This is a genomic window from Ruminococcus sp. BSD2780120874_150323_B10, assembly GCF_015553695.1.
GTDB classification, from domain to species: Bacteria; Bacillota; Clostridia; order Oscillospirales; family Acutalibacteraceae; genus Ruminococcoides; species Ruminococcoides intestinale_A.
This window is the reverse complement of record NZ_JADNHD010000009.1, coordinates 1-18,427: the sequence shown is the minus strand read 5'-3', so window position 1 is coordinate 18,427 and position 18,427 is coordinate 1. Positions and strand designations below refer to the sequence as shown.

General features: G+C 38.9%; 17 protein-coding genes. All 17 read left to right on the top strand.

Features of this window, described 5'->3' with window-relative positions; translation table 11 throughout:
- Nucleotides 1–9: 9 nt before the first annotated feature.
- The 17 genes from thiS (at nt 10) to I2E21_RS06995 (ending at nt 18,284) form a co-directional block, all read left to right on the top strand.
- Nucleotides 10–216, top strand: a complete 207-nt coding sequence (thiS, locus tag I2E21_RS07075; protein ID WP_022235256.1) for a sulfur carrier protein ThiS — start codon at nt 10–12, stop codon at nt 214–216.
- Nucleotides 216–1,028, top strand: a complete 813-nt coding sequence (gene thiF, locus I2E21_RS07070) for a thiazole biosynthesis adenylyltransferase ThiF (RefSeq protein ID WP_195410840.1) — start codon at nt 216–218, stop codon at nt 1,026–1,028. The genes thiS and thiF overlap by 1 nt, the downstream gene beginning before the upstream one ends.
- On the top strand, nt 1,025–1,435 hold the full coding sequence (locus I2E21_RS07065; protein WP_195410839.1) for a M67 family metallopeptidase: 411 nt from the start codon (nt 1,025–1,027) through the stop codon (nt 1,433–1,435). The genes thiF and I2E21_RS07065 overlap by 4 nt, the downstream gene beginning before the upstream one ends.
- Before the next feature lie 15 nt (nt 1,436–1,450).
- Nucleotides 1,451–2,362, top strand: coding sequence for a thioredoxin-disulfide reductase (gene trxB, locus I2E21_RS07060; protein WP_195410838.1), 912 nt, complete (start codon nt 1,451–1,453; stop codon nt 2,360–2,362).
- A 38-nt stretch (nt 2,363–2,400) separates the two neighbouring features.
- Nucleotides 2,401–4,083 carry an adenylyl-sulfate reductase subunit alpha gene (locus I2E21_RS07055; RefSeq protein WP_195410837.1) on the top strand — a complete coding sequence of 561 codons (1,683 nt, stop codon included), beginning with the start codon at nt 2,401–2,403 and terminating at the stop codon, nt 4,081–4,083.
- Entirely contained in the window at nt 4,067–4,381 is a 315-nt protein-coding gene (locus tag I2E21_RS07050; RefSeq protein ID WP_195410836.1) for a ferredoxin family protein, read from the top strand. Before I2E21_RS07055 ends, I2E21_RS07050 begins: the two co-directional genes overlap by 17 nt.
- Nucleotides 4,382–4,393: 12 nt before the next feature.
- Entirely contained in the window at nt 4,394–5,293 is a 900-nt protein-coding gene (gene cysD / locus I2E21_RS07045) for a sulfate adenylyltransferase subunit CysD (RefSeq protein WP_117704912.1), read from the top strand.
- Nucleotides 5,293–6,984 carry a GTP-binding protein gene (locus I2E21_RS07040; protein WP_195410835.1) on the top strand — a complete coding sequence of 564 codons (1,692 nt, stop codon included), beginning with the start codon at nt 5,293–5,295 and terminating at the stop codon, nt 6,982–6,984. The genes cysD and I2E21_RS07040 overlap by 1 nt, the downstream gene beginning before the upstream one ends.
- A gap of 368 nt (nt 6,985–7,352) precedes the next feature.
- Nucleotides 7,353–8,723: an ABC transporter permease gene (locus I2E21_RS07035; protein WP_195410834.1), complete on the top strand. Its 1,371-nt coding sequence runs from the start codon at nt 7,353–7,355 to the stop codon at nt 8,721–8,723.
- A gap of 18 nt (nt 8,724–8,741) precedes the next feature.
- Nucleotides 8,742–9,410: an ABC transporter ATP-binding protein gene (locus I2E21_RS07030; protein ID WP_022235268.1), complete on the top strand. Its 669-nt coding sequence runs from the start codon at nt 8,742–8,744 to the stop codon at nt 9,408–9,410.
- Between the two features lies 1 nt (nt 9,411).
- Complete coding sequence (locus tag I2E21_RS07025) at nt 9,412–10,599, top strand: FtsX-like permease family protein (RefSeq protein ID WP_022235269.1); 1,188 nt, start codon at nt 9,412–9,414, stop codon at nt 10,597–10,599.
- 163 nt (nt 10,600–10,762) lie between these two features.
- The gene (locus tag I2E21_RS07020) at nt 10,763–11,383 is read left to right on the top strand and encodes a TetR/AcrR family transcriptional regulator (RefSeq protein WP_022235270.1); all 621 of its coding nucleotides are present in this window, start codon (nt 10,763–10,765) and stop codon (nt 11,381–11,383) included.
- A 97-nt stretch (nt 11,384–11,480) separates the two neighbouring features.
- Nucleotides 11,481–13,235 (top strand): ABC transporter ATP-binding protein, encoded by a 1,755-nt coding sequence (locus I2E21_RS07015; protein ID WP_022235271.1) that lies wholly within the window; start codon nt 11,481–11,483, stop codon nt 13,233–13,235.
- Nucleotides 13,228–14,967, top strand: a complete 1,740-nt coding sequence (locus I2E21_RS07010; RefSeq protein ID WP_186935146.1) for an ABC transporter ATP-binding protein — start codon at nt 13,228–13,230, stop codon at nt 14,965–14,967. The genes I2E21_RS07015 and I2E21_RS07010 overlap by 8 nt, the downstream gene beginning before the upstream one ends.
- Nucleotides 14,968–15,037: 70 nt before the next feature.
- Nucleotides 15,038–15,820, top strand: coding sequence for a ZIP family metal transporter (locus tag I2E21_RS07005; protein WP_186935145.1), 783 nt, complete (start codon nt 15,038–15,040; stop codon nt 15,818–15,820).
- Nucleotides 15,821–15,912: 92 nt separating this feature from the next.
- Nucleotides 15,913–16,167, top strand: coding sequence for a hypothetical protein (locus I2E21_RS07000; protein WP_022235274.1), 255 nt, complete (start codon nt 15,913–15,915; stop codon nt 16,165–16,167).
- The gene (locus I2E21_RS06995) at nt 16,167–18,284 is read left to right on the top strand and encodes a heavy metal translocating P-type ATPase (RefSeq protein WP_195410833.1); all 2,118 of its coding nucleotides are present in this window, start codon (nt 16,167–16,169) and stop codon (nt 18,282–18,284) included. The genes I2E21_RS07000 and I2E21_RS06995 overlap by 1 nt, the downstream gene beginning before the upstream one ends.
- The last annotated feature ends 143 nt before the right edge of the window (nt 18,285–18,427 follow it).

Genomic DNA, 18,427 nt, shown 5'->3' with positions numbered 1-18,427 from the left:
GTTATTATTATGACAATCACAGTTGCAGGTAATAAAAAAGAAGTAGCAGAAGGACTTACAGTAGCACAGCTTATTATTGACGAAGATGTAGAAACACCGGAGTATGTAACAGTAAGTGTAAACGACGAATTCCTTGCAAGCGGTACTTTTGAAGAAACCGTACTCAAGGACGGCGATGTAGTTGAATTTCTTTATTTCATGGGAGGCGGTCAGTAATGGCATTTACTAACGAACAGCTTGAGCGTTATTCCCGTCACATCATTCTCAAAGAGGTTGGTGCAAAGGGACAGAAAAAGTTGCTTAACGCAAAAGTGCTTATAATCGGTGCAGGCGGACTCGGTGCTCCCGCAGCAATGTATCTTGCCGCTGCCGGTATCGGTACAATCGGTATTGCCGATGCTGACGAGGTTGACCTTTCAAATCTTCAGCGCCAGATTATTCACGCTACAAAAGATGTAGGCAAGCCAAAGGTACAATCGGCAAAGGAAACTATGGAGGCTATGAATCCCGATGTTACGGTAAAAACTTACCATACCTTTGTTACAAGTGAAAATATTATGGACCTTATCAAAGATTACGATTTCATTATTGACGGTACCGATAATTTCCCGGCAAAGTTTCTTATAAATGACGCTTGCGTAATGGCTAAAAAACCTTTTTCACACGCAGGTATTATCAGATTTCAGGGACAGCTTATGACATATGTGCCCGGTGAAGGCCCTTGCTACCGTTGTGTATTTAAAAACCCACCGCCAAAGGACGCAGTTCCTACTTGTAAGCAAGCGGGTGTAATCGGAGCAATGGGCGGTGTTATCGGCAGTTTGCAGGCAATGGAGGCTATTAAGTATATTCTCGGCAAGGGCGATTTGCTCACAGGATATTTACTTACATACGATGCACTCAAAATGGAATTTCGTAAGATAAAACTTCCGTCAAACACACATAATTGTGCGGTTTGCGGTGATCATCCTACAATTACCGAGCTTATAGATTACGAACAGGCAGAATGTGACGGTGTTCATTTATGATTAAATTATCAAAAGCTGACTATAATAAAATTGTGGCTCACGCAGAAAGTGAGCTGCCTAACGAGGCTTGCGGATTGATTGCGGGTACGGTTGACGGCGAAAACAAGGAAATTAAAAAAGTTTATCTTCTTTCAAACATCGACCATTCAAACGAGCATTTTTCGCTTGACCCAAAGGAACAGCTTGCGGCGGTAAAGGATATGCGACAGAACGGTTTTGTACCGCTCGGTAACTGGCATTCACATCCTGAATCTCCGTCAAGACCGTCGGATGAGGACAAGCGACTTGCATATGACAGCAAGGCAAGCTATATGATTTTGTCACTTATGGACAGAGAAAATCCCGTGCTAAATTCATTTAAAATCAACGGCACATCTTCAGAAAAGGAAGAATTGGTTATTTACTAAACAAGGAGGGAAATTATGTACGACATAGTTATTATCGGAAGCGGTCCGGCAGGACTTTCTTCGGCAATTTATGCTCAACGAGCAGGACTTAAGACAGTTGTGGTTGAGAAAAACTACCTTGGCACAGGTCAGATTGCAGAAAGCGAGCGTGTAGATAATTACCCGGGATTATACGGCGAAAACGGCTTTGATTTGGGCGAAAAGTTCAGAACACACGCAGAAAGCCTCGGTACTGAATTTATAGAGGGAGAGGCTGTTAAAATCAGCAAAAACACAACTGATTACAGCATTGAACTTGACAACGGAAATTCATTAGAAACTCACACTGTAATTTATGCGGTCGGTACGGAACGCAGAAAACTTCAGGTTGAGGGTGAAAAAGAGTTTTCGGGCAGAGGAGTATCGTATTGCGCAGTTTGTGACGCTGCATTTTATAAAGATAAAATCACAGCTGTTGCAGGCGGCGGAGATACCGCACTTGGCGATGCGGCTTTGCTTTCAAAGTTTGCGAAAAAAGTTTATCTTATTCATCGCAGAGATAAATTCAGAGCCAATAAAACCTTACAGCAAAAAGTTGAAAATATTTCTAATATAGAAATATTGCTTAATTCGCAGATAAAAAAGATTAACGGCAGTAATAAGGTTGAGTCGATCACAGTTGATAAAAACGGCGCAGAAGCCGAAATCAAAGTTGACGGCGTTTTTGTTGCAGTCGGAAGTGTGCCTAATTCGGCAATTCTTAAGGATTTGGTTGAAGTTGACAATAACGGCTATATTGTTGCAAATGAGGACGGAGTAACTTCGGCAAACGGAATATTTGTTGCAGGCGATGTTCGTACCAAAAAGTTAAGACAGGTTGTAACAGCTGTATCGGACGGTGCTAATTGCGTATTATCTGCGGAAGATTATCTTGAAAAAATAAAATGATATGAAAATAAGGTGAGTGTAAAAGGGAGAGGCAGCCTATGAAAATTGAAAAATTAAGTACAGATATTCTGATAATAGGCGGAGGTACAGCAGGCTGTTATGCCGCACTCACTATTTCAGAAAATTCAGATAAAAAAGTTTTAATTTGCGAAAAGGCACACATCAAGCGCAGCGGATGTCTTGCGGCAGGAGTAAACGCTCTTAACGCATACATCGTTGAGGGAAGAAAGCCGCAGGATTATGTTGATTACGCAAAAAAAGATGCCGACGGAATTGTAAGAGAAGATTTACTCCTTACAATGTCCGAAAAGCTGAATGAGGTAACGGATAGGCTTGAAAAGTTAGGTCTTGTTATTTTAAAGGATGAAAACGGTAAGTATGTTACAAGGGGTAATAGAAACCTTAAAATAAACGGTGAAAACATTAAACCTATTCTTGCCTCGGCTGTTGAAAAAACAAAGAATGTTGAAATCCTCAACAGAGTAAACATTATAGATTTTGCCGTAAAAAACAATAAAATCAACGGTGCTTACGGTATAGGCATTGAAAACGATACATTTTACATAATAGAAGCAAAAGCCGTAATCGTTGCCACAGGCGGTGCGGCAGGTCTTTACAAGCCGAATAATCCAGGCTTTTCAAGACACAAAATGTGGTATCCTCCGTTTAATACGGGCGCAGGCTATGCAATGGGCATTAATGCGGGTGCGGAGATGACAACATTTGAAATGCGCTTTATCGCACTTCGTTGTAAAGATACAATTGCTCCGACAGGTACACTTGCACAGGGCGTCGGCGCAAAACAGGTAAATTCGCTCGGCGAGGTATATGAAACCAACTACGGACTTACAACTTCACAGCGAGTTTACGGCACAGTAAATGAAAACCAAGAGGGCAGAGGTCCGTGCTATCTTCGTACAGAGGGTATAACAGCCGAGCAGGACGAATCACTGTTAAAGGCTTATCTTAATATGGCGCCGTCACAGACAATTAAGTGGATAGAAAGCGGCAAGAACCCGTCACAGCAAAATGTTGAGATTGAGGGAACGGAACCGTATATTGTCGGCGGTCACACAGCGAGCGGCTATTGGGTTGATACCAAAAGAGCCACAACAATTGACGGATTGTTTGCAGGCGGCGATGTTGCAGGCGGCTGCCCGCAGAAGTATGTAACAGGTGCACTTGCAGAGGGTGAAATCGCAGGTATGTCGGCTGTTGAGTATGTGAACAATCATACACAAGCACCGCAGCTTGAAGATGAAATAACCGATAAGCACATTGCCGAAGTTGAAGAATTTTTAACAAAAAAAGATACCCGTTATACAACGGAACAGCTTGAAGAGGCAATGCAGACTGTAATGGACAGCTATGCAGGCGGTATAAAAACAAACTACCGTTTTAACGAAAAACAGCTTGATATTGCAGACTACAAAATCAAACAGCTTATTAAACTTTCAGGCAGTTTATATGCGGAAGATTTTCAGGAGCTTATGTATATTTACGAGCTTAAGGAAAGACTTACGGTTTGCAGAAGTGTAATTGCTCACTTAAAGGCAAGAAAGGAAACCCGTTGGCACAGCTTTGCGGAAAACCTTGATTATCCGAATAAGGATGACAAAAACTTTAATAAATATGTAAATTCACGACTCGAAAACGGCAAAATTAAAATAATTAACCGAGATTTGGTAGAGGGAGGTAAAAGCTATGAGCATTGCGATTGACAAGCAGAAGTGCATAGGCTGCGGAAGATGCCGAAATGTATGTCCCGGCAGTCTTATAAAGCTTGACAGTGACAACCGTGCTTACATAAAGTATCCGAAAGATTGCTGGGGCTGTACTTCATGTATTAAGGAATGTCCTGCATATGCAATCAGCTTTTATCTTGGTGCAGATATCGGCGGTATGGGCAGTCTTGTTCATACCGAGAAAAAGGGCGATATACTTAGTTGGATAATTGACAAGCCCGAGGGTAAAACCATTAAGATAGATATTAACCAAAAGGAATCGAATAAGTACTGAGGAGGAATAAGAATGAGTCAGCTTTCACATTTAGATGAGCTTGAGGCAGAGGCTATATATATAATCCGAGAGGTAGCCGCAGAGTGCGAAAAGCCTGTTATGCTCTATTCAATAGGCAAGGACAGCTCTGTTATGCTCCACCTCGCAATGAAGGCTTTTTACCCTGAAAAGCCGCCGTTTCCGTTTATGCACATAGACACTACATGGAAGTTTAAAGATATGATTAAATTCCGTGACGATACAGCAAAAAAACTTGGTATTGAGATGATTGTTTATTCCAACGAAGAGGGAATAAAGCAGGGAATAAATCCGTTTGACCACGGCGCTGCTTATACAGATATTATGAAAACTCAGGCTTTAAAGCAGGCACTTACAAAGTACGGTTTTACAGCGGCATTCGGCGGCGGCAGACGAGATGAAGAAAAGTCAAGAGCCAAAGAGAGAATTTTCTCTTTCAGAAATCAGGCGCAGGCTTGGGACCCTAAAAATCAGCGCCCCGAGATGTGGAAACTTTACAACACTAAAATCAACAAGGGCGAAAGCATAAGAGTTTTCCCGATTTCAAACTGGACAGAAAAAGACATCTGGCAGTACATAAAGAGAGAAAATATAGATATTGTTCCGCTTTATTTTGCGGCGGAAAGACCTGTTGTATATCGTGACGGCAATATTATAATGGTTGACGATGACAGATTCCCGCTCAAAGAGGGTGAAGTACCGGAGTACAAGTCGGTTCGTTTCAGAACCCTCGGCTGTTATCCTCTTACAGGCGGTATTGAATCAACCGCAACTACCCTTGACGAAATCATTGACGAAACTTTAAGCTCTGTGTCTTCCGAGCGTACCTCAAGAGTTATTGACAACGAGGCGGCAGGCAGTATGGAACGCAGAAAAAGGGAGGGCTATTTCTAATGAAAGGTTTATTGAAGTTTATTACCTGCGGAAGTGTGGATGACGGTAAATCTACACTTATAGGTCATATTCTGTATGATGCAAAGTTAATTTACGCCGACCAGGAAAAAGCTCTTGAGCTTGACAGTAAGGTAGGCAGCCGTAACGGTGACATTGACTATTCGCTTTTGCTTGACGGTCTTATGGCAGAGCGTGAACAGGGCATCACAATAGATGTTGCTTACCGTTATTTTACAACCGATAACAGAAGTTTTATTGTAGCCGATACCCCCGGCCATGAGGAATATACAAGAAATATGGCGGTAGGTGCGTCTTTTGCAGACCTCGCCGTAATTCTTATAGACGCATCTCAGGGTGTACTTGTGCAGACAAGAAGACACGCAAGAATCTGCAAACTTATGGGTATAAGACATTTTGTTTTTGCGGTAAATAAAATGGACCTTGTAAATTACAGTGAACAGCGTTTTAATGAAATCGTAGCACAGATTGACGAGCTTAAAAAAGAGCTTTCTCTTGAAAATATCTACATTATTCCGCTTTCTGCCACAGAGGGCGACAATGTTACGGTAAAGTCACAGAACATTCCATGGTATAACGGAGTTCCGCTCCTTGAATACCTCGAAAAAGTTGATGTATCTGCCTCGGAAGAGGAAGAGGGCTTTTATATGCCTGTTCAAAGAGTTTGCCGTCCCGATCACACATTCAGAGGTTTTCAGGGACAGATTGAGTCGGGCAGTATAAATGTAGGCGATGAAATCATTGCATTGCCAAGCAACGAAAAAGCTAAGGTTAAGCAGTTGCTTGCGGCAGGCAAAGATGTAAAAACCGCATTTAAGGGTCAGCCTGTTACAATTACACTTGATAAAGAAGTTGATGTGTCAAGAGGCTGTGTAATTGCAAAGGACACAAAACTTGCGTCTTATCAGAAACTTAATGTATCAATTCTTTGGATGGACGACGAACCTCTTGCGGTCGGTACAGATTATCTTGTAAAACTCGGTACAAAGACAATCAGCGGTATTATTACAGGTATTGAATATGCTGTTGATGTAAATACAGGCGAGCATATCAAGGCAGATACTTTAAATAAAAACGGTATTGCGGTATGTAATCTTTTACTTACCGAGCCGATTGTTGCCGACTTGTTCTCTGCTCACAAAACTTTGGGTGAACTTATACTTATAAACCGTGTAACGAATATGACTTCGGCATGCGGTGTGGTTGAAAAGGTAAGTCAGAAAGGCGTATCGGGTTCTGAAAAAGCTTCGTTTAAAAACGGCGAGCTTGAGGCAAGAGGAGATATTTTTGAAGAATTCTACTATGATACCACAAGCCTTAATGTACTTAAATATCAGCCTGTAAGAGAAACTTACACTGTCGGTGACGAAATTCCGACAAGGGGCGACAGCTACTCATACCCAGACAACTTTGATATTATTGTACTTCGTGATTTGGTGGCAGTGAGCGTTCGCAATAAGGTGGTTACAGCCATTACTTCGGTTGATGATTACAAATACAGCGCTGTGCCTGTTATCAACGGCAGGGGTTTTGAGATTCTTGCCGACAGTGACGAGAAAATCAAAACAATGCTTGACGAATACAAAAATCTTGAAGATATTAACGATTCAAAATTCTTTGTAAAATGGGTAAAGTTTAATACATACAGAAAAATTGTAATTCAAAAGCTATAATAACCACAATACATAAAAACAGATGTAAAACGAATTTGAGTTTTGCGTCAGTTACTGTGTTGATGACATTCGGCTTTGTAATGATGATGATAAAAGGTATAATCGTACCGTGCATAATTTTAGCGATAGTATGGCTTTGTCACCTGATTTATTTTATATTCTTTGTGAAAACAATTGCAGAATAAATTAAAGAGAAAAATATACGACAGTGTGTGATTTTTATTTCATACACTGTCGTTTTTTGTAAAATGGATGTATATATGTTAAAAATTAATTGACAAAAATAATCGTTAATGATATTATAAAATTGTATTAACTTTATATTTTATATGCAAATATTACACAGATTTATTTACGGGTGAAAAGTAATGAAGATAAAAAATATTAATTTCTTGGCAAAAGCAAATATCAAAGGTAATCGAAAGAGTATATTTATTACAGCTTTTATGGTTATACTTGTTATTTCCCTTACATTGATTTCAAGTTATGCCGTAACAATTAACAGAGCCGTAACTGATTATAAAAATGATATTCGTGCGAGAATGATTACTTTCAGTCCGATAGACAACGGTGCCGTTACCGACGAATTAAAGAGCAAGTTAATGTCTTTTGACCATGTGGAAGATATATACGAACTTAAGGGAATAATAAATCAGTATATGGATGTAGTTGATGTAAGTGACGAAAACGGCGAATATAAAGATTTTTATAAAGGCAACGAAGATTTAAACGGCAGTTTAAATTTATATCCGTTGATAGGCGATGAAAAAATGGATGTAATGGCAGGAAAAAGTCTTGATGAAAGTCCCGTGTACAGTTGTATAATACCAAGTCTTTTTTATCCTTTTGAATATGAAAACACTGATTCTGACCTTAATTATATAGACGGCGAAAGTCTTATCGGAAAAACAATTACAGTAACGCCTTCGAATGGTGACGGACTTGAAGTTTTTTATAATATCGACCCTGAATTGGCAATGTATGAAAATAAAACTATGTATTTGCCTGCAATTGAATATAAGTTGAAAGTTGTGGGTGTGTATTATTCAGAGCCTACAACTAAGGGCTATTATAACCATATATTTGTTTCGGAGGATACGGGGGTGCAGATAATTCAAGACGCTTTTGACGCTTCAATAATAGATTTGAATGATGAAAGGTCAAATGCAGTGCATTGGTACAAGACCCCGTCTTTGCACGATCACTTTATAGTCGTTGATGATTACGATAACATAGTACCGTTGTGTAATGAACTTAATGAGGCAGGGTATTTTGTATTTTCCGACCCCGAACTCGGAATACAGGAGGAAACGGTTAAATCATCAAAAGTTTTCAAAATATTAAGTGTTTTTATGATTTCGGCATCGCTTATACTGTGTGTTGTTATTCTTATACAATCGACGGTGCTTTCTCTGTTTAACAGAAAGGGTGAAATCGGTTTGCTGAAAGCTATAGGTTATAAAAACAGTCAGATATTTAAATGTATGTATTTTGAACAGTTGATTCTTACAATAAGGGGCTGTGCTATAGGTGCGGTTATTTCAGCATTGGTAATTGCGGTTATGAATTTTATGTTTAATCATGATACATATATAAATCGTTTGTATGTTGTAAATTGGACTGATTACCTGATTTTCCTTGCCGTTTCATTGGCTTTGGCAGTTGTTGTTCCGCTTATATGTCAGCTTATTTCACTCTGCAAAATTAATAAAATACAGCCAAAGGACGCTATGAATTAAATTAAACGAGGTACTGTTATGAACGCAATAGAATTAAAAGAAATTTCAAAAATATATAACAACAGTGTAGTTGCCGTGGACAATGTTTCGCTTACGGTAAATCAAGGTGAATTTATTGCCGTTATGGGACAGTCGGGCAGCGGAAAAAGCACTTTGCTTCAAATTGCGGGTTTACTTGATACTTGCACATCGGGGCAGGTAATTATTAACGGCAATGATGTATCGACCCTTGACAAAAATGCGATTGCAGATGTTCGTATGGAAAATTTAGGCTTTGTGTTTCAAGCCTTTCATCTTAATGCACATTTAAAACTCTACGAAAATGTTATGGTACCTATGCTGATAAACGATAAATTCACCTCAATGAATGATATGAAAGAACAGGCAATGCAGCTGATAGATTCGGTAGGTCTTACTAACCGCAAAGAACATTATCCTTTCGAACTTTCTGGCGGTGAACAGCAGAGAGTTGCCATTGCAAGAGCGCTTGCCAATGACCCCGATTTTATTCTCGCCGACGAACCGACAGGAAATCTTGACAGTAAAAACGAACTTATGGTTTTTGAAGAATTAAAAAAGTTGTGTTATCTTGGCAAAGGTGTGCTTGTTGTAAGTCATAATGACGCCGTTATTGATTTTGCGGATAAAATATATACTATGAAAGACGGAGTATTGGGAGAAAAGTAAAATGAAACTTGCAAGACTAAATATTCTGATAAAATCATCGGTAAAAACCAGAAAGCTGTCTTCCGCATTTTTCTGTATATTTGTGATATTATCAACAGTTCTTATGCTTTTGTCGATTGGTTTGATTTTACCTATGACTGACAATGTGGTAAATAAAATTAATAATCATATTTCAAGACGAGAACTTGAAACTGATTTTACGGATAATATACCGGACGACTATATAGAAAGTAAAATCACAAAGCTGAAAGAAAATCAATATGTAACCGATGTTTATAAAATTCCGTCAAAACTGACTTTTTCCGATAGTTCTAAAACTTTGTCGTCACAATACACATTGGCGTTTGTTCATAACGAAAGTTCTCCTTTAATTACTTCGGGCAGAACTTTTGACGAAAGCGAAACCGGAGTAGCGCTTGTTCCCGAAAAAATAAAAGATTACAATGAAAACGAACGCAAATTCAGTGAGATAAAAGGTGAAGATTTAATCGGAAAAACTCTTGAATTAAATGTAGGAGAGGATACGGTATTTAAAATAAAAATAATCGGCGCTTACAGTACATCGGATCCTATATTTGAAAATAAAGAAATACTTGTGCCGAAGAATGATTTGTTTAAATACGATGCGGCGGTATCGGGTGAATATTCGGGCGATAAAAGTTATATGATTGTTGTAGATAAACCCGAAAATACCGAAACGGCGCTGCAGGAGTTGTCTGATATATGTAATGTTTATAAAAGAACGGATGTTATAAATGTACAGACTTATAATACAGCAATGTATATTTCTCTTGCGACAGCGGTTTTATTTATTGCTTTTATTATAGTCGGATTTTTTATTTTTTTAAAAAACAATATAAGCAACCGTACAAACGAGCTTGCTTTGTACCGTGCTCTCGGCTACAAAACAAAGCATATATTTTATATAATTTTTACAGAGCATATAATACTCGCTTTGATTTCGATATTTATAGGTATAATTTTCGCTTTCTTGTTAGGAAATCTGCTTATAAATCCTTACATATATTCATTGCTTGGCAATACAATTATGGAAATGACCGTAAAAATAACGATTGGTGAAATTTCAACGGTAATACTGATGATTATATTGCTCCTCTTTATAGTTTGTAAAACAGCGGTAAAACGGTCTGAAAAAACAGACTTAACCGTCTTACTTAGAGAAAGATAAGGACAATCCCTCAACGGTAAATTTCATAATTTGCTGTTGAGGGATTTTTATAATGCAGGTTTATTAATATGTTATACAATTAAAAACTCTCTTGACAAAGAGATAAATTAATGATAAGATAACAGTGTTATATAACGCTGTTATCTTTTGCGAGGTAATTTAAATGACAGGTAATGAAGAAACAAAGGCAAAAATCGAAAAAGCGGCTCTTGATGAATTTATGGAAAAAGGTTTTGCCAATGCCTCATTAAGACAAATAGTAAAAAATGCAGGACTCACCACAGGTGCGTTTTACAAATATTTTCCAACTAAAGAGGATTTATTTGCTTCGCTGGTTGAACCGTATGCAAATAAAATATATTCTATTTATGATGTTACTTTGCAAAATTTTCAGACTTTGTCGAGCAGTGAACAGCAAAATGCCATGACCGGAGTTTCAACGGATTCCATCACGCAAATGCTCAACTATATTTACGAACATTACGATAATTTTAAATTGCTGCTTTGTAAGGCTGACGGCACGGAGTTTACTTCTTTTATACATAATCTTGTTGAAAGAGAAACGCAGTCAACCCTTACATTTATTGAAGATATGCGAAAAAGCGGAACGGAAATTCCGCAGCTTGACAAGGACTTTATTCATATGGTGTCGAGCGGTATGTTTTCGGCAATGTTTGAAATTGTGGTTCACGATATGAAAAAGAGCGTTGCGATTGAGCGTGTCAAAAAGCTGAAAATGTTTTATACCGGAGGCTGGGAAAAACTTTTCGGTATATCATTTTAAAATCAGTATAATTTTTTCGTATCTGTATAGGCAGATACGAAAATTTTTAAATAAAAGTTAGCGTAAACTAACTTTTTTATTAAAGGAGAGTGGAATAATGAAAAAAGAAAAATCCTCTGCGGCATGGATTATGCAGTGGGCAGGCAGGCAAAAATCTCTTTACTCAGTAAGCGTAGTGCTTGCGGTTTTGAATGTATTGTTCAAGCTGATACCGTTTTTCATTATAGGTGATGTTATCAACAAACTGTTAAACGGAGAGAAAAACTTTTCGGTGTATCTGATTGAAATTGCAATGATAGCGGCTTCTTTTGTTATAGCCGAAATATTCCATTCGATTTCAACTGCTTTTTCACACAAAGCTACTTTCAGCGTACTCGGTCAGATTCGTAAAGAAACCTGCGACAAACTTTCAAGAGTGCCGCTCGGATATGTTAAAGATACATCATCGGGTACGCTTAAGAACATAATGGTCGAGCGAATAGACAGCATAGAAACAACGCTTGCGCATATTCTGCCCGAATTTACTTCCAATCTGATTCCGCCCGTTGCAGTGCTTGTATATTTGTTTGTAATTGACTGGCGAATGGCACTGCTTTCGCTTGTAACCGTTGTGCTCGGCTTTTGCTCAACCTTTGGAATGTTTATCGGCTATGAAGAAAACTTTAAAAATGCGGTCGAAAAAACCAAGGCGCTTAACAATGCGGCAGTGGAATACATAAACGGCATTGAGGTTATAAAGGTATTCGGCAAGGCGGACTCCTCTTACGAAAAATTCACAAAAGCCGCTAAAGAGGGAGCAGAGGCGTATATCGGCTGGATGCGCAAATGCTGTATTTACCATAGCATTTCGCTTGTTCTTACCCCGTACACACTTCTCACCGTTTTGCCGTTTGGCGCAATGTTTATTTTAAACGGCAGTCTTTCTGTTGCAAATTTTGTAATGTGCATTATTCTTGCACTGAGCATTGTAGGACCGCTCATTACCGTTATGAGCTACACCGATGACCTCGGCAAAATAGGCACTGTTGTGGGCGAAGTGGCAGGTATTCTCACCCAAAAGGAACTTGACAGACCCGAAAAATCAAAGAAAAAGCCTTATGATTATTCTATAAGACTTAAAGATATATGCTTTGGTTATCACGATGAAGAAGTCCTGCACAACATAAATATGTGTATGGATTCGGGCAGTGTAAACGCTATTGTAGGTCCTTCGGGCAGCGGTAAATCAACAATTGCAAAACTCATAGCTTCTCTGTGGGATACAGACAGCGGCAGTATTGAAATCGGCGGTGTAAATATCAGAGATTTGTCGCTTGAAGAATACAATAAGAGCGTAGCTTATGTTGCACAAGACAATTACCTTTTTAACGAAACAGTAAGGGAAAACATCAGACAGGGCAATCTGAATGCGACTGACAAAGAGGTTGAGCAGGCAGCAAGATTAAGCGGTTGTTATGATTTTATTATGTCGCTTGAAAACGGCTTTGATACTGTAGCCGGAGGTGCAGGTGGACATCTTTCGGGAGGCGAAAGACAGCGTATATCAATTGCAAGAGCAATGCTTAAAAATGCTCCTATAGTTATTCTTGATGAGGCAACAGCATATACCGACCCTGAAAATGAAGCGGTAATACAGTCGTCTGTTGCAAAACTTGTGGCAGGCAAAACTTTAATTGTAATTGCACACAGACTTTCTACAATTACAGACGCAGACAGAATTTTTGTTATTGACGACGGCAGAGTTTGCGAACAGGGAACTCACAAGGAATTGCTTGAGGATAACGGATTATACAAGCAAATGTGGCAGGCTCATATTTCTGTTAAAGATAACGGAGGTGATATTAATGCTTAAAATTTTAAATAAGTTTTTTGATTTTTGCGGAAGTGTAAATAAAAAGAAGTTTCAAATTTCAATCGTGCTCGGAGTTATTCAGGCTGTTTGCGAGGCTATGAAAATCCCTGCGATTATGATTGTTCTTATGGATATAACCGATAATACGCTTAGTTCAAAAACTGTATTTTTGTCGCTTGCTATAATGTTTGTTTCAATTACGGTTGATTTCTTTGTAAGGAAAAAATCAGCTATGCTGCAGACAGAAGCAGGTTATAATGCGGCGGCAAACAAGAGAATTGAAATTGCACAGCATTTGCGTTATCTCCCAATGGGCTATTTTAATAAGAACAGCCTTGGTTCAATTACCTCCGTAGCAACCAATACAATGGAAAATCTCGGAGATGTTGCAACCCGAGTTGTAATGATGAGCACACAGGGGATTTTAAATACAGCGCTTATAATTGTAATGCTGTTATGTTTTGATTTCAGAATAGGTCTTATTGCCGCCGCAGGTGTAATTTTATTTTTTGTTGTTAATTCTCTTCTACAAAAAGCAGGCGATAAACTTTCTGCCGAAAAAGTTGAATCGGACCAAAAACTTGTAAGTGAAATAATGGAGTATGTGCAAGGCATAGCGGAAGTTAAATCATACAACCTTTTCGGCAAGCAAACTAAAAAACTGAATAAAGCTATTGATAACAATGTAAAAGTAAACACCGAAATGGAATTTGCATTTATTCCGTATATGACAATTCAGAATATTATAACAAAACTTACGGGTGCGGTTATGATGTTTGTTTCTGTTTTGCTTTATCTTAACGGTTCTATGAGCCTTATGATTTGCATTGGTATGACAATTTGCGCATTTATGCTTTACTCAAGTCTTGAACAGGCAGGAAGTTACTCGGCACTTTTGCGTACGATTGATATTTGTATTGACAAAGCGCAGAAAATTCTTGACCTTGATACAATGGATATTGACGGAAAAGATATTATTCCGCAAAACTACGATATAGATGTTAATAATATTGAATTTTCATATGACAAACGAAAAATTATTGACGGCATTTCACTGCATATCCCGCAAAAGACCACAACCGCAGTTGTCGGTCCGTCAGGCGGAGGCAAATCAACCCTTTGCAATCTTATTTCAAGGTTTTGGGATGTTGACGGAGGTAATATCCGACTGGGCGGTATTGATGTACGGGAATACAGTATGGACAGCCTTATGAAAAACTTTAGCTTTGTGTTCCAGAATGTTTATCTTTTTGCGGATACCATAGCAAATAACATTGCTTTTGGCAGAGAAAACGCTACAAGAGAAGAAATTGTAACTGCCGCAAAAAAGGCTTGCTGCCACGATTTTATTATGAGTTTGCCCGATGGTTACGATACAGTGATAGGTGAGGGCGGTGCAAGTATTTCAGGCGGTGAAAAGCAGAGAATTTCAATAGCAAGAGCAATTATGAAAAATGCACCTATAATTATTTTGGACGAAGCAACCGCAAATGTTGACCCCGAAAACGAAAAAGAGCTTGTTGAAGCGATTGACGCTCTTACAAAGGAAAAAACAATAATTATGATTGCGCACAGATTAAAGACGGTGCGCAATGCAGATCAGATTGTTGTTGTTGACAGCGGAAAAATAGCACAGCTCGGAACACATACGCAGCTTATGCAGGAGGGCGGAATTTACAAGAACTTTGTTAATGCCCGACAGCAAGCGGCAGGTTGGAAAATTAATGCATAAACTTAAAGAAAGACTGCTTTTTACAGACTTTCTTTGCATATTATAAAACAGTAATATAAGGTGGTGGAAGATGCTTTATCAACAAACAGCAATACTTTTAATACCGTTTTTAGGAACTTCTTTGGGTTCTGCAATGGTTTTCTTTACAAAAAATAAAATCAACGAAAAATTCCAGAAATTTTTACTCGGTTTTGCCTCGGGAGTAATGATAGCCGCATCGGTGTGGTCGCTGATTATTCCGTCTGTTGAAATGTCCGCTAAACAAAATGTAATCGAATGGCTGCCTGCTGCGGTGGGATTTTTGCTCGGAATAGGATTTTTGCTCTTGCTTGACAGTGTAATCCCTCATTTGCATCTTAACAGTGACAAACCTGAGGGTGTAAAGTCAAGACTTTCAAAAAATACTATGCTTGTGCTTGCGGTTACATTGCATAATATTCCGGAAGGTATGGCTGTGGGCGTAACTTTGGCAGGTGCAATTACAGAAAATACGGGTATAACCGTGGCAGGTGCGATTTCACTTGCAGTCGGAATTGCAATTCAGAATTTCCCGGAGGGAGCAATAATATCTCTGCCGCTCAAAGACGGCGGCTGTTCAAAGTTAAAATCATTTTATTACGGCGTGATTTCGGGTGCGGTTGAACCGATAGGTGCAATGATTACTTTGATTTTTGCGGGAATAGTAACACAAATTCTGCCGTATCTGTTGTCTTTTGCGGCAGGTGCTATGATTTATGTTGTAACGGAAGAATTAATACCCGAATCGCAGAGCGGAAAACACTCAAATATCGGTACAATCGGAGTTGCAATTGGGTTCGTAATTATGATGATTTTAGATGTTAGTTTGGGATAACCTACAAATTTCGATTAGATTTTTCTTACAGTATTGACAAATTGTGACAAGTGAGTATAATATAATTATCATAAATCTTAGGAGGAACAGTTATGAAGAATTTTTTAAAAAATGAAAAATTATGGTGCGTTGTTGCAGGCGCAGCAGCAGTTATTGTAGGTAAAAAAGTATTTACTTCACCAAAGACTCGTAGCGTTGCAGTAACCGGTCTTGCAAAAGGTATGAAGCTTCAGAAAGATGCTAAGGCTAAATTCCAGAGCATGAAAGACGATGCGGCAGATCTTTGCTACGATGCAAAGGCAGAAGCCGGCATTGAAACAGAAACTGAAACAGAAGTTGAAGAATAATGAAATATTCTATTGTATATGATAAGCCGCAGCGAATCAGATTCCGCTGCGGCGCATATGCTTTTGATAAGGCGTATGAGGGTTGTATTTATAATTTTCTTATAGAGAAAAATTATGTAAAAAAGGTTGAAGTAAATTCTGAAAACGGCGGTATCCTTGTTATGTATGACAAAGGCTATCGTCAGAATGTAATTGATGTTATAGCGTCAATAGAGCGCAGTTCTCTTGTAAAAGTTGAGGCAAAGAAAACTGTCAGCGTTCAAGATATTGACAATAATTTTAAACATAATCTGATTTCTTGCGTGGCAAAAAGACTTTTGCAAAAATGGCTTTTGCCCGCACCTATCAGAATGGTAGTTACAATTTACACAAGTATAAAATACATAAAAAAGGCTTTAAAGGCACTTTGGAACTGCAAACTTAATGTTGATGTGCTTGACGGTGCGTCAATTGCAACCTGCTTGTTACAGAGAAACTTTAAAACCGCAGGAACAATAATGTTCTTGCTTACCGTATCCGGTATGCTCGAGGATTATACTCATGCCCGTACAAAAGCTGTGCTTACGGACAGCCTTGCTGTTAAGGCGGACAAGGTATGGCTTGTAACCGATGATAATTCAGAGGTACTTATTCCTATGTCTGATTTGACAGAGGGTGATAACATCAGAGTACAGACAGGCAATGTTATTCCTGTTGACGGTGTTGTTGTATCGGGTGAGGCAACAGTAAACGAGTCGTCTATGACAGGTGAGCCGCTCCCTGCTGCAAAGCGTGAGGGCATAACCGTATTTGCCGGTACTGTTGTGGAAGAGGGAAACATTGTAGTTAATGTAAAGGCTCTTTCTTCAAACACCAAAATAAGTAAGATTATTGACCTTATTGATAATTCGGAAAATCTTAAGGCAGGAGTACAAAGCCGTGCCGAAACCTTGGCGGACAGAATTGTACCATTCAGCTTTTTAGGTTTCTTGGCTACTTTGGTTCTTACAAGGAATATTACCAAAGCTGTTTCTTTGCTTATGGTTGACTATTCCTGTGCTATCAAACTTTCTACTCCGATTGCGGTTATTTCCGCAATCAAGGAGGCGGCCGACCACGATATTACCGTTAAAGGCGGTAAGTATCTTGAGGCATATGCTCACGCAGATACCATTGTATTTGATAAAACAGGTACACTGACAAATGCCGAGCCGAAGCTTGAAAAAGTAATTTCTTTCAGTGATTATTCAGAGGAAGAAATACTCAAAATTGCAGCTTGTCTTGAGGAGCATTTCCCTCACAGCGTTGCGAATGCCGTTGTAAATGCAGCGAATGAAAGAGGATTATCTCACATAGAGGAGCACTCTGATGTTCAGTATATTGTTGCACACGGAATTGCAACCACACTGCATGGCAAAAAGGCTGTAATAGGCAGTAAGCATTTTGTAGTGGAGGACGAGCAGATTCCTGTAACCGAAGAACAGCAGAAAACTATTGATGAAAAATCAGGCGCTTGCTCTGTGCTTTATCTTGCTATCGGCGGTGTGCTTGTCGGTGCGTTATGTATAAGTGACCCACCACGAGAAGAGGCTGTGAGAGCTATTCAAATGCTTAGAAATCAGGGTATTGAAAGAGTTGTAATGCTTACCGGCGACAGTCAGAAAGCGGCTCAAATGACCGCAGAAATGCTTGGCATTACCGAATATAAATGTCAGGTACTTCCCGAGGATAAACATAAATATGTTGAAGAACTCAAGAAGAGCAGCAAGGGCGTAATTATGGTTGGTGACGGTATTAACGATACACCGGCGCTTGCGGCTGCAAATGTATCTGTTGCTATGCGAGATGCGTCTGATATTGCAAGAGAAACCGCAGATATTACAATCAAAAGCTCCGACCTTACCGAACTTGCGAGAATAAGAACAATAAGTCAGACATTAATGGATAGAATTAACCGCAATTACAGATTTATTGTAGGTTTTAATTCAGCACTGATGGCTTCGGGATTTTTAGGTCTTATTTCTCCGTCTATGTCTGCATTATTGCATAATTCTTCCACTATGCTTATTTGTGCCAAGAGTATGACTCCGCTCACAGAGAAAAAGCATAAAAGAAGAAAACCAAAAGAGAATAATTAACTTATAAAATTAACCGCTCTGTATTTTATGACCCGACCCCCAAAAGTTAGACCTAAAAAATCTAACTTTGGAGGTCGGTATTTTTATGTCAAAATACAGTTATGAATTCAAGAAGAAGGTAGTAATGGACTACATAAATGGAA

Excerpts from the sequence above, each read along its gene's own strand:
- I2E21_RS07050 (WP_195410836.1), top strand. The coding sequence starts at position 4,067 with ATGAGCATTGCGATTGACAAGCAGAAGTGCATAGGCTGCGGAAGATGC.
- I2E21_RS07065 (WP_195410839.1), top strand. The coding sequence starts at position 1,025 with ATGATTAAATTATCAAAAGCTGACTATAATAAAATTGTGGCTCACGCA.
- I2E21_RS07000 (WP_022235274.1), top strand. The coding sequence starts at position 15,913 with ATGAAGAATTTTTTAAAAAATGAAAAATTATGGTGCGTTGTTGCAGGC.
- I2E21_RS07015 (WP_022235271.1), top strand. The coding sequence starts at position 11,481 with ATGAAAAAAGAAAAATCCTCTGCGGCATGGATTATGCAGTGGGCAGGC.
- I2E21_RS07035 (WP_195410834.1), top strand. The coding sequence starts at position 7,353 with ATGAAGATAAAAAATATTAATTTCTTGGCAAAAGCAAATATCAAAGGT.
- I2E21_RS07020 (WP_022235270.1), top strand. The coding sequence starts at position 10,763 with ATGACAGGTAATGAAGAAACAAAGGCAAAAATCGAAAAAGCGGCTCTT.
- cysD (WP_117704912.1), top strand. The coding sequence starts at position 4,394 with ATGAGTCAGCTTTCACATTTAGATGAGCTTGAGGCAGAGGCTATATAT.
- I2E21_RS06995 (WP_195410833.1), top strand. The coding sequence starts at position 16,167 with ATGAAATATTCTATTGTATATGATAAGCCGCAGCGAATCAGATTCCGC.
- I2E21_RS07030 (WP_022235268.1), top strand. The coding sequence starts at position 8,742 with ATGAACGCAATAGAATTAAAAGAAATTTCAAAAATATATAACAACAGT.
- thiS (WP_022235256.1), top strand. The coding sequence starts at position 10 with ATGACAATCACAGTTGCAGGTAATAAAAAAGAAGTAGCAGAAGGACTT.
- I2E21_RS07010 (WP_186935146.1), top strand. The coding sequence starts at position 13,228 with ATGCTTAAAATTTTAAATAAGTTTTTTGATTTTTGCGGAAGTGTAAAT.
- thiF (WP_195410840.1), top strand. The coding sequence starts at position 216 with ATGGCATTTACTAACGAACAGCTTGAGCGTTATTCCCGTCACATCATT.
- trxB (WP_195410838.1), top strand. The coding sequence starts at position 1,451 with ATGTACGACATAGTTATTATCGGAAGCGGTCCGGCAGGACTTTCTTCG.
- I2E21_RS07055 (WP_195410837.1), top strand. The coding sequence starts at position 2,401 with ATGAAAATTGAAAAATTAAGTACAGATATTCTGATAATAGGCGGAGGT.
- I2E21_RS07025 (WP_022235269.1), top strand. The coding sequence starts at position 9,412 with ATGAAACTTGCAAGACTAAATATTCTGATAAAATCATCGGTAAAAACC.
- I2E21_RS07005 (WP_186935145.1), top strand. The coding sequence starts at position 15,038 with ATGCTTTATCAACAAACAGCAATACTTTTAATACCGTTTTTAGGAACT.
- I2E21_RS07040 (WP_195410835.1), top strand. The coding sequence starts at position 5,293 with ATGAAAGGTTTATTGAAGTTTATTACCTGCGGAAGTGTGGATGACGGT.